Origin of the sequence: Agathobaculum massiliense, from assembly GCF_900291975.1 — a bacterium.
GTDB lineage: Bacteria > Bacillota > Clostridia > Oscillospirales > Butyricicoccaceae > Agathobaculum > Agathobaculum ammoniilyticum.
In genome coordinates this window covers 2,453,024-2,466,600 of the sequence record NZ_OMPN01000001.1, presented here as the reverse complement: position 1 = coordinate 2,466,600, position 13,577 = coordinate 2,453,024, and the positions used below count along the sequence as shown (strand labels likewise).

At 58.1% G+C, this 13,577-nt stretch carries 15 protein-coding genes; 11 read left to right on the top strand and 4 right to left on the bottom strand.

Translation table 11 applies throughout. The features are described from left to right. Window positions 1-26 precede the first annotated feature (26 nt). Window positions 27-533 carry an HD domain-containing protein gene (locus tag DBQ51_RS12560; RefSeq protein WP_054326426.1) on the bottom strand — a complete coding sequence of 169 codons (507 nt, stop codon included), beginning with the start codon at window positions 531-533 and terminating at the stop codon, window positions 27-29. A gap of 2 nt (window positions 534-535) precedes the next feature. After that, window positions 536-844: an MGMT family protein gene (locus DBQ51_RS12555; RefSeq protein ID WP_054326425.1), complete on the bottom strand. Its 309-nt coding sequence runs from the start codon at window positions 842-844 to the stop codon at window positions 536-538. Window positions 845-1,069: 225 nt separating this feature from the next. Between DBQ51_RS12555 and gdhA the strand changes: the two genes are divergently transcribed. From gdhA to DBQ51_RS12525, 6 genes are all read left to right on the top strand, one after another. Further along, the gene (gene gdhA / locus DBQ51_RS12550) at window positions 1,070-2,413 is read left to right on the top strand and encodes an NADP-specific glutamate dehydrogenase (RefSeq protein WP_107631713.1); all 1,344 of its coding nucleotides are present in this window, start codon (window positions 1,070-1,072) and stop codon (window positions 2,411-2,413) included. Window positions 2,414-2,566: 153 nt separating this feature from the next. Continuing rightward, complete coding sequence (locus DBQ51_RS12545; protein ID WP_054326423.1) at window positions 2,567-3,529, top strand: helix-turn-helix transcriptional regulator; 963 nt, start codon at window positions 2,567-2,569, stop codon at window positions 3,527-3,529. Window positions 3,530-3,534: 5 nt separating this feature from the next. After that, window positions 3,535-4,224 (top strand): zinc ribbon domain-containing protein, encoded by a 690-nt coding sequence (locus tag DBQ51_RS17240; protein ID WP_242977931.1) that lies wholly within the window; start codon window positions 3,535-3,537, stop codon window positions 4,222-4,224. Then, complete coding sequence (locus DBQ51_RS12535; protein WP_054326421.1) at window positions 4,224-4,574, top strand: VOC family protein; 351 nt, start codon at window positions 4,224-4,226, stop codon at window positions 4,572-4,574. The genes DBQ51_RS17240 and DBQ51_RS12535 overlap by 1 nt, the downstream gene beginning before the upstream one ends. A gap of 115 nt (window positions 4,575-4,689) precedes the next feature. Continuing rightward, window positions 4,690-5,529 (top strand): AraC family ligand binding domain-containing protein, encoded by an 840-nt coding sequence (locus DBQ51_RS12530; RefSeq protein ID WP_107631712.1) that lies wholly within the window; start codon window positions 4,690-4,692, stop codon window positions 5,527-5,529. Between the two features lie 2 nt (window positions 5,530-5,531). Next, entirely contained in the window at window positions 5,532-5,954 is a 423-nt protein-coding gene (locus DBQ51_RS12525; RefSeq protein ID WP_107631711.1) for a DUF2000 domain-containing protein, read from the top strand. Between the two features lie 72 nt (window positions 5,955-6,026). On the opposite strand, the gene DBQ51_RS12520 is transcribed toward DBQ51_RS12525, so the two are convergent. Continuing rightward, entirely contained in the window at window positions 6,027-6,914 is an 888-nt protein-coding gene (locus DBQ51_RS12520) for an AraC family transcriptional regulator (protein WP_054326419.1), read from the bottom strand. A 96-nt stretch (window positions 6,915-7,010) separates the two neighbouring features. Continuing rightward, a complete protein-coding gene (locus DBQ51_RS12515) occupies window positions 7,011-7,460 on the bottom strand; it encodes a hypothetical protein (protein WP_107631710.1) in 450 nt (149 codons plus the stop codon). A gap of 236 nt (window positions 7,461-7,696) precedes the next feature. On the opposite strand from DBQ51_RS12515, the gene DBQ51_RS12510 reads away from it, so the two are divergent. The 5 genes from DBQ51_RS12510 (at window position 7,697) to DBQ51_RS12490 (ending at window position 13,507) form a co-directional block, all read left to right on the top strand. Next, a complete protein-coding gene (locus tag DBQ51_RS12510) occupies window positions 7,697-8,764 on the top strand; it encodes a zinc-dependent alcohol dehydrogenase (RefSeq protein ID WP_054326417.1) in 1,068 nt (355 codons plus the stop codon). Between the two features lie 370 nt (window positions 8,765-9,134). After that, window positions 9,135-9,986 (top strand): transketolase, encoded by an 852-nt coding sequence (locus DBQ51_RS12505; RefSeq protein ID WP_054326416.1) that lies wholly within the window; start codon window positions 9,135-9,137, stop codon window positions 9,984-9,986. A 2-nt stretch (window positions 9,987-9,988) separates the two neighbouring features. Then, window positions 9,989-10,942, top strand: a complete 954-nt coding sequence (locus tag DBQ51_RS12500; RefSeq protein ID WP_107631709.1) for a transketolase family protein — start codon at window positions 9,989-9,991, stop codon at window positions 10,940-10,942. A 104-nt stretch (window positions 10,943-11,046) separates the two neighbouring features. Beyond that, window positions 11,047-12,447, top strand: coding sequence for an MFS transporter (locus DBQ51_RS12495; protein ID WP_054326414.1), 1,401 nt, complete (start codon window positions 11,047-11,049; stop codon window positions 12,445-12,447). A gap of 40 nt (window positions 12,448-12,487) precedes the next feature. Next, a complete protein-coding gene (locus DBQ51_RS12490) occupies window positions 12,488-13,507 on the top strand; it encodes a zinc-dependent alcohol dehydrogenase (protein WP_159068179.1) in 1,020 nt (339 codons plus the stop codon). Window positions 13,508-13,577: the final 70 nt, after the last annotated feature.

Sequence of the window (13,577 nt, the reverse complement as noted above, 5' to 3'; positions counted from 1 at the left end):
CTTTCTTCTCTGTAATTTATGCACTTTTACGGCTTATACGGCTTTTCTAGATACATTTTCTGTAAAAATGAACGGCCAGTCTCTGTACGGAACACCCGTTCCCCCGCCGTTCCACAGGCCTCCGGCGGCAGGGCGCTTTCATATGCGTTGACCAGAAAATCCGCCTCAAGCAGGATGCGGAAGGCAAGATCCTCCGAAGCGTCGAAACTGTGATGATGCGCGATCAGCCAAGCAATTTTCTCCGCCTGCGCCGCCGAAGCGCCGGCCTGCGCGAGCAGCGGCGCGGCGACCGCCGGCCCCTCCAGCTCCTGCCACTTCCCGCCGGAAGAGCCGTGCTTGCGCTCCGCTTCGTGAATGCCGATATCATGCAGGAGAGCCGCAGCCTCCAGAATATTCTGTTCTTCCTCCCCCAGGCCCTCGCTTCGTCCTAACAGGCGGCAGAACGCATATACTTTCATAAAATGCTGCACCCGACGCGCGTCCCCCGCATCATAGGCGACTGCCAGCGCCGCCAGCTTTTCCAGATCGATCATCGTCAAGCTCCCTCCCAGCGGAACCGCTCCATATCCACCCGCCCGTCGGCGGTAAACTCTATCCCGTCCGCCTCCAGCATTGCGCGCTGTATATCCGCGCCGCCGAATGCAAAAGCTGGAGAGGTACGGCCCTCTTTGGTCACCACGCGGTAGCATGGTATTCCTTCCGGATCCGGATTCGCGTGCAGCGCATAGCCGACCACCCGCGCCCAGCGCGGATTGCCCGCCAGCAGCGCAATCTGGCCGTAAGTCGCGACCGTGCCGCGCGGGATGCGCCGGACGACCGCATAAATTTTGTCAAAACTGTTCATTTTGCAAGTCGCACCCCCTCGCGCTTCATTATATCAGGTAAATCTGACAATTTCCATCCCCATTCCACAAGTAAAAAATGTATATTTTTAACACGCTAAATTGTTGCACACATTCGCAAAATACTATATAATAATTACACACTACAGCATGTATGTAAGTTATTCCGCACTTTTCCCTGATTATTGGAAAGAGGCTGCGGCAGAAATGTAAGGAGGACAAATCAAATGGCACTTACCAACACTTACCTCAAGCGCGTATACGAAACCATGCAGAAGCGCAACCCGAACGAGCCGGAATTTCAGCAGGCGGTTCTTGAAGTACTCGAAAGCTTCGAGCCGGTCGTAGAGGCGCGTCCGGAGTTGGAGAAGAACGGCATCATCGACCGTATCGTCGAGCCGGAGCGCATGGTAATGTTCCGTGTTCCGTGGGTGGATGACGAGGGCAAGGTTCAGGTCAACCGCGGCTTCCGCGTGCAGTTCAACTCCGCAATCGGCCCCTACAAGGGCGGTCTGCGCTTCCATCCGTCTGTCAACGCGTCGGTCATCAAGTTCCTCGGCTTTGAGCAGTGCTTCAAGAATAGCCTGACCGGCCTGCCCATGGGCGGCGGTAAGGGCGGCTCGGACTTCGATCCCAAGGGCAAGTCCGATGCGGAAGTCATGCGTTTCTGCCAGTCCTTCATCACCGAGCTGTCCAAGCACATCGGCCAGTTCACCGACGTACCGGCGGGCGATATCGGCGTCGGCGGCCGCGAGATCGGCTTTATGTACGGCCAGTACAAGCGCCTGCGCAACGAGTTCACCGGCGTACTCACCGGCAAGGGCCTGTCCTACGGCGGCTCGCTCGCGCGCACCGAGGCGACCGGCTACGGTCTGTGCTACTATATGAAGGAAATGCTCGCTTACAAGGGTACCTCGTTTGAGGGCAAGACGGTCGCCATCTCCGGCTCGGGCAACGTGGCGATCTACGCCTGCCAGAAGGCGACCGAGCTGGGCGCCAAGGTCGTTACCGTGTCGGATTCCAATGGCTTCATCTACGACCCCAACGGCATTAACCTCGATGTCGTCAAGGACATCAAGGAGGTCAAGCGCGGTCGCATCAAGGAATACGCGGACCGCGTGCCGGGCAGCACCTACACCGAGGGCCAGCGCCCGTGGAGCGTCAAGTGCGACGTCGCGCTGCCCTGCGCAACCCAGAATGAGATCAGCGGCGACGACGCCAAGGCCCTGATTGCGAACGGCTGCAAATTCGTGGCCGAGGGCGCGAACATGCCGTCCACGCCGGAGGCTGTGGAGGCGTTCCTGGCAAACGGCGTCTTCTTCGGTCCTGCCAAGGCGGCCAACGCAGGCGGCGTCGCCACCTCCGGCCTGGAGATGAGCCAGAACTCGCTGCGCCTGTCCTGGACCTTCGAGGAGGTTGATCAGCGTCTGCACGATATTATGGTCAACATTTTCAAGACCTGCATTCAGTCCGCTGAAAAGTACGGCCACAAGGACAACCTTGTCATGGGTGCGAACATCGGCGGCTTTGAGAAGATCGCGGACGCCATGCTCGCTCAGGGCGTTTGCTAAATCTCCTCTTTCTTCTGCCAACTGAACAGAAAAGGCTTCGGAACATCGTTCCGAAGCCTTTTTTCTCTTTGCCAGCCTGTCCACGTGTTCTTTCCAAAAACCGGCCATACTTTGTCCGCTTTTTGTGCTATACTACTGGTGAGGGGTGAAGCCATGCAAAGCGGACGCTTGTTTGAGATCTTATATATCCTTTTGGAGCGCGGTGGCGCGACCATACCTGATCTTGCCTGCCAGTTGGAGGTATCTGAGCGCACCATCCGCCGCGATATTGACGCGCTCTCCGCGGCGGGCGTGCCGGTTTACGCGGCGCGCGGGCGGCGGGGCGGCGTGCGCCTGATGGACGGCTTCGTGCTGTCCAAATCCCTGCTGTCCGCGCGCGAGCAGGACGAAATCCTGTACGCCCTGCAAACCCTTCGCGCCACCGGAGCCGTGCAGGATGGCGCTCTGCTCACTCGCCTGTCCGCCCTGTTCCGGCGCGAGGCCGTGAGCTGGATCGACGCGGATTTCTCCGATTGGGGCGACTCCGGCGAGCGGCGCGCGCTGTTCGAGCTGCTCAAGTCGTCTATCCTGGAGCGTCGGGTGCTGGCCTTTGACTATTACGGGCAAAATGGTGCTGCGGCGCGGCGCACCGTGGAACCGGTCAAGCTGCGGTTCAAGGGAATTTCGTGGTACCTACAGGCATGGTGTCGGGATCGACGCTCTTTCCGCACCTTCAAGCTGTCGCGCATGGAGCGTATCGCACTGCTGGACGAGCGCTTCGCGCCGCACGGAGACCCGCCCCCGCTGGACGGGAATCAGGCTGTATCCGTGCCGACCACCCGCATCGCCGTCCGCTTTTCCCCCGCCGTGGCATTCCGCGTATATGATGAATTTGAACGCGCCTGCATCTCCCCGCAGCCGGACGGATCCCTGCTGGTGCGGACCGAATGGCCGGTAGGTGCCTGGGGTGCCGGTTATCTGCTGTCCTATGGCTCGCATGCCGAAATCCTGTCCCCGCCCGCACTGCGCCGCCACATCGCGGCGGAAGCAAAAAAAATCGCCGCGCTTTATCCAAATGCGGACGCGCCCTGTCCGGTATCCGATGCTACAATGGAGCCATCAAAACCGAAAGGATGAACGCTATGCTGCAATATGAAACCGTATCCCTGCCCGCCCGAACGCTGGTTGGGCTGAAATGCCGCACAGGGAACGCCGATCCCGCCTGCGCGCAGAAGATCAGCGGCCTGTGGGAGCAGTTCATGCGCGCCGGCCTGATGGCCGGACGGGAAGGCGCGCCCTGCTACGGTCTATATACCAATTACGGCTGGGACGACGAGAGCTACGACGCGGTCGTGGCCTGCGAAAGTGAAGCTTGCCTCGCGGGGTGCGTACCAATCGAGATACCGGCGGGCGAATACGCTAAATTCCATTTTCACGGCGATATCCGCGCGATGCCGATGCAGGCATGGGGCGAAATCTGGTCCCTGCCCCTGCCGCGCGCCTACGGCGTGGACTTTGAGGAATACCGCAATTACGAGGACGGGCAGGCGGATATCGATATTTACGTCGGTCTGGCGGACATCTGCCAGTCCTGCGGCATGCCGATGGCCAGGCCCGCCGACCGTGGCACCGAAGCGGATGGCACGCAAAGCCGCACCTACTGCACCTACTGCTACCAGAACGGCGCGTTCACCTACGACGCAACCATGGAAGAGCAGATAAAGCACAACCTCAACTGCGCACCCGAGCTGTACACCGACCGCGAGCGCGCGAGAGAGCAGATGCGGGAATATTTCCCCACTCTTACGCGCTGGAAAGGGGAAACGGAGTAGTGAAAGGCTATGACAACTTTTTCCTGCCCGTCGATGATCTGGACGCGGCGAAACGGTTTTACGGCGGCGCGCTCGGGTTGGATCTGAAATTCGACTTTTCCGACAGCGGGATGTCCGCCTACCGTGTCGGGCAGGAGGAGCCGGCCATTATCCTCAAGGACAAGTGCCGCTTCCCAGTCCAGAAGCCCGTGACCTGGTTTGAAGTCAGCGATGTCAAGGCACAGTACCGTCGGATGCGCGCGGACGGCATCGCATTCCTTTCCGAACCGTTCCATATGCGGACCGGCTGGACCGCTGAATTTGAGGACCCGTTCGGCAACCGACTGGGCATCACCAATTATCTGCAATAATACAGCGCGCCGCTGCAAGCAGCGGCGCGCTTTGCTTGGCGGAGTGTAATATACTGCAAGAATTTTGGCGCGCGGTATGCTATACTGTCTGCAGACTATGAAAGGAGGCCGCGTCATGCCGGATGAATCCCGTACCGTCTGCTACGACCAGGTGCTCGGCATAGAAGCTTATCACCTGCAGGGCGTCGTGCAGAAATTCCCCAACCACTTCCACGAGTATTATGTCATCGGCTTCATCGAAAGCGGCGGGCGCCATCTGTGGTGCGGGGGACAGGAATACGATATATCGGCCGGCGACCTTGTGCTTTTCAATCCGCACGACTGCCACTGCTGCGCCCCTGTAAGCGGCGAACCGCTGGACTACCGCGCGGTCAACATCCCACCCGACGTTATGTGCCGTGCCGCAAGGGAGATCACCGGCAGGGAGCAGCCGCCCCGTTTCACGCGCAACCTTTTGCCGCAGAGCGAGCTCATGCACGCCCTCCGTGCCCTGTACGACGCGCTTGTGCGCGATGCGCCCGCGCTGGAAAAGCAGGAGGCGTTCTATTATCTCCTCGAACCGCTTCTGTCCGGCTGCACCCTGCCGCCAGCCGGAGTGGAGCCGCCGCCCGCGCAGAACAGCCAGATCCAGATGCTCTGCGCCTATATGGAGCAGCATTACGCGGACAGCATCACGCTCGACAGCCTGGTTTCCATGACAGATTTCGGCAAATCCTACCTACTGCGCCTGTTCGCGCGGCAGGTTGGCGTTTCTCCCTACCGGTATCTGCAGAATATCCGGCTCAGCCGCGCCAAGGAGCTGCTCGAGCAGGGCGTTCCTCCGGCCGACGCCGCGTGTCTGACCGGCTACGCCGACCAGAGCCATTTCACGCACTATTTTAAGGAGTTCATCGGGCTTACGCCCGGGCAATACCAAAAAATCTTTACCGGAAACGATATGCAGAAGGAGCGGTAATCATGGATACGCAAACAGAAAAATGTGTGCTGGTGATCGACGGGACGCTGCCGCTGGGCCTGATCGCCAATACGGCAGCCATACTCGGCATCACGCTGGGCAAGCATCTGCCGCAAGCGGTGGGACCGGATGTTCGCGACAAAAGCGGCCGCGCCCACCTCGGCATCACCGCCCTCCCCGTACCCATCCTGCGGGCAGACCGGCAGACGCTACGCGCGCTTCGCCGGAAACTGTACGAGCCGTGCTTCGCCGGCTTGACCGCCGTGGATTTCTCCGACCTCGCACAAGGCTGCGGAACCTACAGCGAGTTCACCCGTAAGGCCGCGGCTACCCCCGAGGAGGAGCTGTCCTATTTCGGCATCGGCATCTGCGGCGCGAAAAAGCTGGTCGGCCGGCTGACCGGCAACCTGCCGCTACTGCGCTGAAGCCCTCCATGACACAACGCCGCCCGCCGTTTCCGCACAAGACAAGGAAACAGCGGGCGGCCGCTTTCTGTTTTAATGGAATTTTGCCCGATAATCCCCCGGCGACATCCCTTCCTGCTCATGGAACAGCCGGATCAGCACCTTGCCGGATGGCAGGCCGACATGCATCGCGATTCGCTCCAGCGAATCGTTTGTCGTCCGCAGGTACTTTTTCGCATATTCCATGCGGATCACGCTGACCGTATGCGCAAACGAGCGGCCGAACATTTCCTGAAACAGGCGGTTGACGTGGCGCGGCGTCACGTTTAACTGCTGGGCTACCATGTCTATCGTCAGCTCATCCGCATAATTGGAGTGTATGTACTTCGATGCTTCCAGCGCGATATTCTTATAGCCGAGCGGCGTTTTCACGTCCGAAACCACCGAAGTCGTCTGCCGCAACAGGTTGAGGACGAACAGGTAATATAAAATGCCGATCTGGCTGGCCCATCCGATCTTCCTGTCCTGTATCTGCTTGTGTATATCCGCAAGAAGCGCCTGCTGCGAAACCGCGCGCGGCAGGTAAATATATTTATTGGTATCCGCTTTATCCAACGCTTTGGCGATTTCCCGATACTCAAGCTCCGCGTCGATCGACGAATTGCCGCTTTTCGGAATAATATCAAAGATCATTGTGAAATACACCGCGGGCTTTTCCGGCATATAGCGCAGCCGGTGCAGATGGTTCTTGCCCAGCAGCACCATGCTGTTTTCATATAATGGCAGGCTGTCCTGTCCGCAAACCACATTGGCTTCCCCTTCTATGCCGTAGAAAATCTCATACAGGTCGTGCTGATGTTCAAATACCGGTATGATCTGGCTCATCTGCTCCGCATAGTAAAGAACAAAATCAAAAGCGCCGAAAGGAATAGTCGTAATATGATTATGATATATCTGTTGATTGCGGTACTCTGCCAGCAAAGCGATCTTTCCTCCTTTTTCTCTCCTGTTATCAGCCCTCATTCTCATAATGCAAAAAACACAGGTTATTTGTTATTTTTGCATAGTGATTTTATTTTACAGGATTTCGCTGTGCTTTGCAATAGCGGCATGCAGCTCACGCCGGTTGGACACATGGCGCAGCAGGACGCTGGAACGGGCGTCCCCTCCATCCAGGAACAGCACGCGGCTGAGCAGCATTTTTTTGAGCTGGGCATGCGGCAGGCTGAAGCGCTTTTCGCCCACATGGCCGAACGTGCGCCGGTCGGTGACCAGAACGCACGAATTCTGCGTCAGATACAGGGTATGTGCTGCGCTCGCCATCATCCACATGGAAAGCACGCTCGACAGCAGGACCGCCGCGTGATAGCCGGAAAACAGCCGCCCCGCAGCAAACGAAACCGCGGCGAATGCAAAATAGCCGCACATGGTCGGGATGGAATTGAACAAAGCCACATCCTCCACCTGCTCGCCAGGCTCCAACTGGTCAGCCAGCTCATCCACCATCTTCCGGTATCGCGTCGTCATATAACACACCCGTTTCTCCTGTTTTTTTCATTATAACATGGGATACCACACTTGTCAGGGGCGTTTGCTATAGAAAAAAACGCGAAATTTTCTATTCCCCAAAAGGGACATGTTTCCCGCGAAAATGTCTGAAATATAAATTGACTTTGACTGAAATGCTTGGTATTGATTAATATAGCGCTGTGTACAGCGTTCGGAATTCTATACTTTACATAAGGCAAAGGAGGCAGTTTGTGATGAAGACATTATGCGGCGTATTGGTTGGCGACATGAAAGATCCCAACCCAGAAACACGCGGCAAGGTAGCCCTGGTGGATATCCCATTCCCTGCCATGGGACCGCAGGATGTCCGGATTAAGGTCGCGTATTGCGCGATCTGCGGCTCGGACCCGCACTGTGTTGCCGGCTGTTTCGGCCAGCCGAAAGGCTCCACCGAGCCGATCCCGCTCGGCCACGAGATTTCCGGCGTCGTCGTTGAATTAGGGCCGGAGGCCAACCACAAGGGCCTGAAGGTCGGCGACCGCGTGGCGGGCAATTTCCTGCGGTTCTGCGGCGGGTGCTATTATTGCCAGAACGGACAGCAGCAGTTCTGCGTCAACGCGCAGCAGTACAACCGCCCCGGCTACGCGCCCGAACTGATCTGGCACGAGGACCAGGTCTACAAGCTGCCTGATTCGGTCAGCCTGAAAGAAGGCTGCCTGCTCGAACCCATGTCGATCATCGTGCGCATGATGGACAAGGCGCAGATGAAGGTCGGCATGCGCGTCTGTGTCTGTGGCGGCGGCCCGATCGGCCTGCTGGCCCTGCAGACCTTCAAGCTGTACGGCGCGACCGACCTGACCATGATCGAGCCGATCGCGGACCGGCGCGCGCTGGCTTCCGAGCTTGGCGCGGACCATTTGATCGACCCCGCTTCCCAGGATGTTGTGCAGGCCGCGATGGAACTGACGGGCGGCCTGGGCTATGACGTTGTTCTGGACTGCTCCGGCTCGGTGCGCGCGGTCACCTCGCTGCCTGATATCACCGCCAACTGCGGCATGCTGATCTACGGCGCCCAGTATCCGAACGAGTACGAACTGCCCTTCAACATCTCGAAATACTGCTACTTCAAGGAGATAACGGTGACCGGCGTAATGGTCGCCCCCTATGCGTATCCGCGCGCGCTGCAGCTCCTGCCGCGCCTCAACCTCAAGTGCCTGACTGAAACGGTGTTCGACCTGGATGACGGCGTGGCCGCGTTTGATGCGCAGCTGACCGGAAAATACCCCAAAATCCTTATCAAGTGCAATCCCGACCTCGAGTAATTTTTCCTGAAAACGGCCGGAGGCCTCGTCCTCCGGCCGTTTTTTCTCGCCTTCTCAGGACAGGAGCGCAAAATCCGATATGTGCAAAAAGCACACCCGTTTTTTTGTAAACATTTCACAATATTCCAACTCTATACCGCTTATTTTGGACACAAAATGCAATTTCATGTCCGTAAAACCAGACGACAGACACTAAAAACCGTCGTATGATACTTATACACAAGGGGAGCGTCGAATCCGCATTGTCATTTTTCACAAAACGCAGTCGCAAAATACGATAACTCAACCATATCGTTATTTTTCTGTCAATATAATTGTGAAAAAGTTCACACTTCCCCTGCGCGTATTCAACATTCAAGGAGGTATTGTGATGGCAGACAAACAGGAAGTAAAGCGCTTAAACGACTTGGCGTATGAAATGCGCACAAAGCTGATCAATCTATGCGGCGTATACGAGGGTGCCGTACATATTGGCGGCGACCTGTCGATGACCGACCTGCTGATCGGTCTGTTCCACCACGGGCTGAACGTTGACCCGACCGACATCAAAAATCCGAGGCGCGACCGCTTCGTCCTTTCCAAGGGGCATGGCGCGGTGTGCATGTATATCGCGATGGCGCTGCGCGGCTTTTTCGATTATGACGAGATCGTGCGCACCTATGGCCAGATGGACAGCGCCTACGGCATGCACCCCTGCAAGGTACATCTGCCGGGCGTGGAATGCTCCTCCGGCTCGCTGGGACAGGGCCTATCCATGGCGGTCGGCATGGCCATCTCCGCCAAGGTCAAAAAGGAAAGCCACCGCGTCGTCTGCATGCTGGGGGATGGCGAGAGTTGCGAGGGCTCGGTCTGGGAGGCCGCGATGTCGGCGCGCTCCTACGAGCTGGGCAACCTTGTCGCGGTCATTGACCGCAACAAGCAGATGATGTGCAGCTATACCGAGGAAATCACCTGCATGGAGCCGTATGCCGACAAATGGAAAGCGTTCGGCTGGAACGTGATCGAGATTGATGGACACGACATGAACGCCATCGTCGACGCGCTGGACAGCCTTCCGCCCGTGACCTCCCTGCGTCCGACGGCGATTGTGGCGCACACCACCAAGGGCAAGGGCGTGGACTTCATGGAAAAGGTGATCGGCTGGCATGCCGGCAGCCTGAACAAGGAAGACTGGGACCAGGCGCTCAAGGATCTGGCAAAGAACTACGGTAAGGAGGCATAAAGATGGCTGGCTCATTTAACTTTGGAGAATGGATTTCCGCGCGCAGCGTGATCGGGGACACCCTGGATGAGATCGGCAAAACCAATGAAAAGCTGTTCGTCTGCACGCCCGATGTCGGCATGAACCTCAAGCGTTTCCGCGAGCATTATCCAGACCGGTATATCGACGTCGGCATCGCGGAGCAGAACTGCGTGGGCGTTGCGGCCGGCCTTGCGCTCGAGGGCAACATTCCGGTCATCATGGGCATGCTCCCGTTCCTGTCCATGCGCTCATGCGAGCAGGTCCGCACCGCGGTCTGCTATCAGAACCTGCCGGTCCGCATCATCGGTACGGGCGGCGGCCTGACCTCGGGTGGCGGCTCGACCCACAACGCGATGGAGGATATCGCGATCCTCAAGAGCATGGTCAACATGACTGTGCTGTCCATCGGCGACCCGAACATGATCCGCGACATCCTGCACCTGTCCATGGACTATGCCGGCCCAATGTACATCCGTCTGGCGCAGGGCAAGAAGGACCGTCAGCTTTATGAGCCGGGTACGATTGAATACAAGATCGGCGGCAGCGTGACCGCGCGCGACGGCAAGGATTTCACCATCCTTGCGCATGGCGAAATGGTAGGCGAAGCGCTTGATGTGGCGGAGGAGCTTGCGAAAGAGGGGATCGACGTCCGCGTGATCGACATGTATTCCATCAAGCCCTTCGACGAGGCGGCCGTCCGCAAGGCGGTTGAGGAGACGGGCAACCTAGTCGTCTGGGAGGACCATCTGATGAGCGGCGGCCTGGCCAGCACGCTGTCCGACTTCTTCACGGACAACCACATCCAGCCCAAGTCGTTCCGCCGGTTCGGCATCCCGCAGGTCTACGCGGGCTTCGGCAGCGGGGAGGAGCTGCGCCGCAAATACGGCTACGCCGCGGAAGACATCGCCGCCTATATCCGCTCGGCCGCGAAGTAACCCTGTCCCTCGGCGCATCCTGTTCCTGCGGAGCCGGCCGGAATCCGTTTCCGCAGGGGCAGGCTGTTTATCCAACAACACGGAGATAAGAAAGGGGATTTTTCATGAGCACACAAACGACCGCAACCTCATCCGCTGCCGCAGTGAATGAGTATACCAAGCTGAATATCCCTCGCAAAATAGGCTACGCCTGCGGCGACTTTGCCTGCAATATGAGCTGGACGTTGGTCGGCTCCTACCTGGTGTTCTTCCTGACCGATATTGCGCTGATTAACGCAACGACGGTCGGTTTGCTGATTTTCATTTCGAAGTTCTGGGACGCGGTCAACGACCCCATCGTCGGCTCGCTGGCTGACCACACGCGCACCCGCTGGGGGCGGTACCGTCCCTGGGTCATGTTCTCCTTTATCCCAATGCTGATTTTCAACGTGCTGACGTTCACCACCAATCTGGAATGGTCGGAAACCGCCCGTACTTGGTGGGGTCTCGGCATGTACTTCATCCTCGTACTGGTCTATACGATGGTGAATGTTACTTACTCCGCGATGCCCGCCATGATGACCCGCGATACCGAAACGCGCAGCGCGCTTTCCAGCTACCGCATGACCGGCGCGTTCCTCGCCATGACCGTACTGTCCTATGCGACGCTCCGCGTCGTCAACGCGATGGGCGGCGGCGCGACCGGTTACCGCAACGCGGCGATTGTGTTCTCCCTGCTCGCAGTACCATTCTTTATTATCACGGTCGCTTCCTCCAAGGAGGTCGTCACAATCGACGACACCAAGACCGAAAAGGTTTCCTTTATCAAGCAGTTCAAGGTGCTCAAAGGCAACTGGCCGGTTATCCAGCTTGCCATCGCCTACCTCGGCTGGGGCATCATCCAGGGCGGCATGACGTTCCGCCTGTACTTCTGCACCTATAACGCCGGCGACGAGCTGCTCTATGCGAACACACAGACCCTATGGTCGGTCATGGGCATGGTGGGCGCGTTCTCAGTCAGCTATCTTGTCACCCGCGTCAAGAACAAGGGGACACTGGGCGGCGTTTCCTTTACGCTGATCGCCATCTGCTCGATCATCTCGCAGTTCCTGCCGATCACCACCTCGGGCGGCCAGATCATCTATTATGTGATGATGGGCGGCGTGGGTCTCGGCTCCGGCATGATGCTGGGCAATGTGTTCGGCATGATGCCCGACACCGCCGAGTATACCTACCACAAGTGCGGCGTTTACTGCGCCGGCTTCCTGTCCACATTCATTAACTTCATGCTCAAGGTCGGCCAGGCGGTTTCGATCGCGGGCGCTGCGGCCCTACTCGACGCACTGGGCTATGTGGCGGGCGCGCAGCAGAATGCAACCGTGCTGTTCGCCATGAACTTCGGCTCGCATATGTTCATCGGCCTCTGCTCGATCGTATGTGCGATTGCACTGTTCGCATACAAGCTGGATAAGGCCACTTATGATAAAATTGTCGCCGACCTGCGTGAGCGCGGTATGGCGAACTGAGTACCTGTCACACGGATTTTCTGAAAGGAGTGTCTATATCATGGCAACAATGAAGCAGCTCTGGTGGGTGGATTGGGACCAGATCGAACTGCGCGAGGTCGAAATCCCGCAGGTCAAGCCCAACGAGGTCAAGGTCAAGGTCGCATACGCCGCGCTTTGCGCGACCGACGTGCATCAGGTGACGATGGGCGTCATGAACAGCAAGCCCCCCGCCCCGCTCGGACACGAGGCCTCCGGCACGATCGTCGAACTGGGCGAGCAAGCTGCCGCCGCCGGCTATAAGGTGGGCGACAAGGTTACGATGTTCCCCGTTTCCCACTGCGGCGAATGCGAATGGTGCAAAAAGGGCATGACGCAGTACTGCATCAATTCCAAACCCACCGGCGCTTTCGCGGAATATGTCGTCACGGATGTCAAAACGATCTACAAGCTGCCGGACAACGTTGAGCTGCGTGATTACGCGATCGTGGAGCCGACCAACTGCTGTCTGCGCGCCATGGACCTTGCCCCCATCCGCCACGGCGCGACCGTATGCGTCGCCGGCGTCGGCGGCATCGGCTCAATCATGCTCAACCAGATCCTGCTCTCGGGTGCGGCTCGCATCACAGTCATCGATCCGGTACCCGAAAAACGCGAGCTGGCGCTCTCCATGGGCGCGCAGTACGCGATCGATCCCTTTAACGAGGACGCGGTCGCCCGCGCCATGGAAATCACCGACGGACTGGGCTTCGACTATGTGTTCGAGATGTCGGGCTCCCCCAAGGCTTCCGAAACGCCGCTCAAGATCCTGGCCCGCTGCGGGACCGCGGTTTACTTCGCGGTATTCCCGCCCAAATTCGAGATGCCGCTTAACCTGCATGACCTGTACATGAAGGAGGGCCGCATCCAGACCGTATTCACCACGACCACGATCATGAACCGCTCCATCAACATGATCGAGCGCATGCAGACCGACAAGATCATCGGCAAGATTATGCCGCTGAGCGAGGCGGTGGAGAGCTTCGAGGTATTCAAAACATCCAAATACCCGAAAATCCTGCTCGACTGCAGCAAACCGTAAGCCATCCTCTTTCTTTCACAATCTACAAGCTTCCGGCAGCGGAGGTGCGTCCAGCGTACGCGCCTCCGCT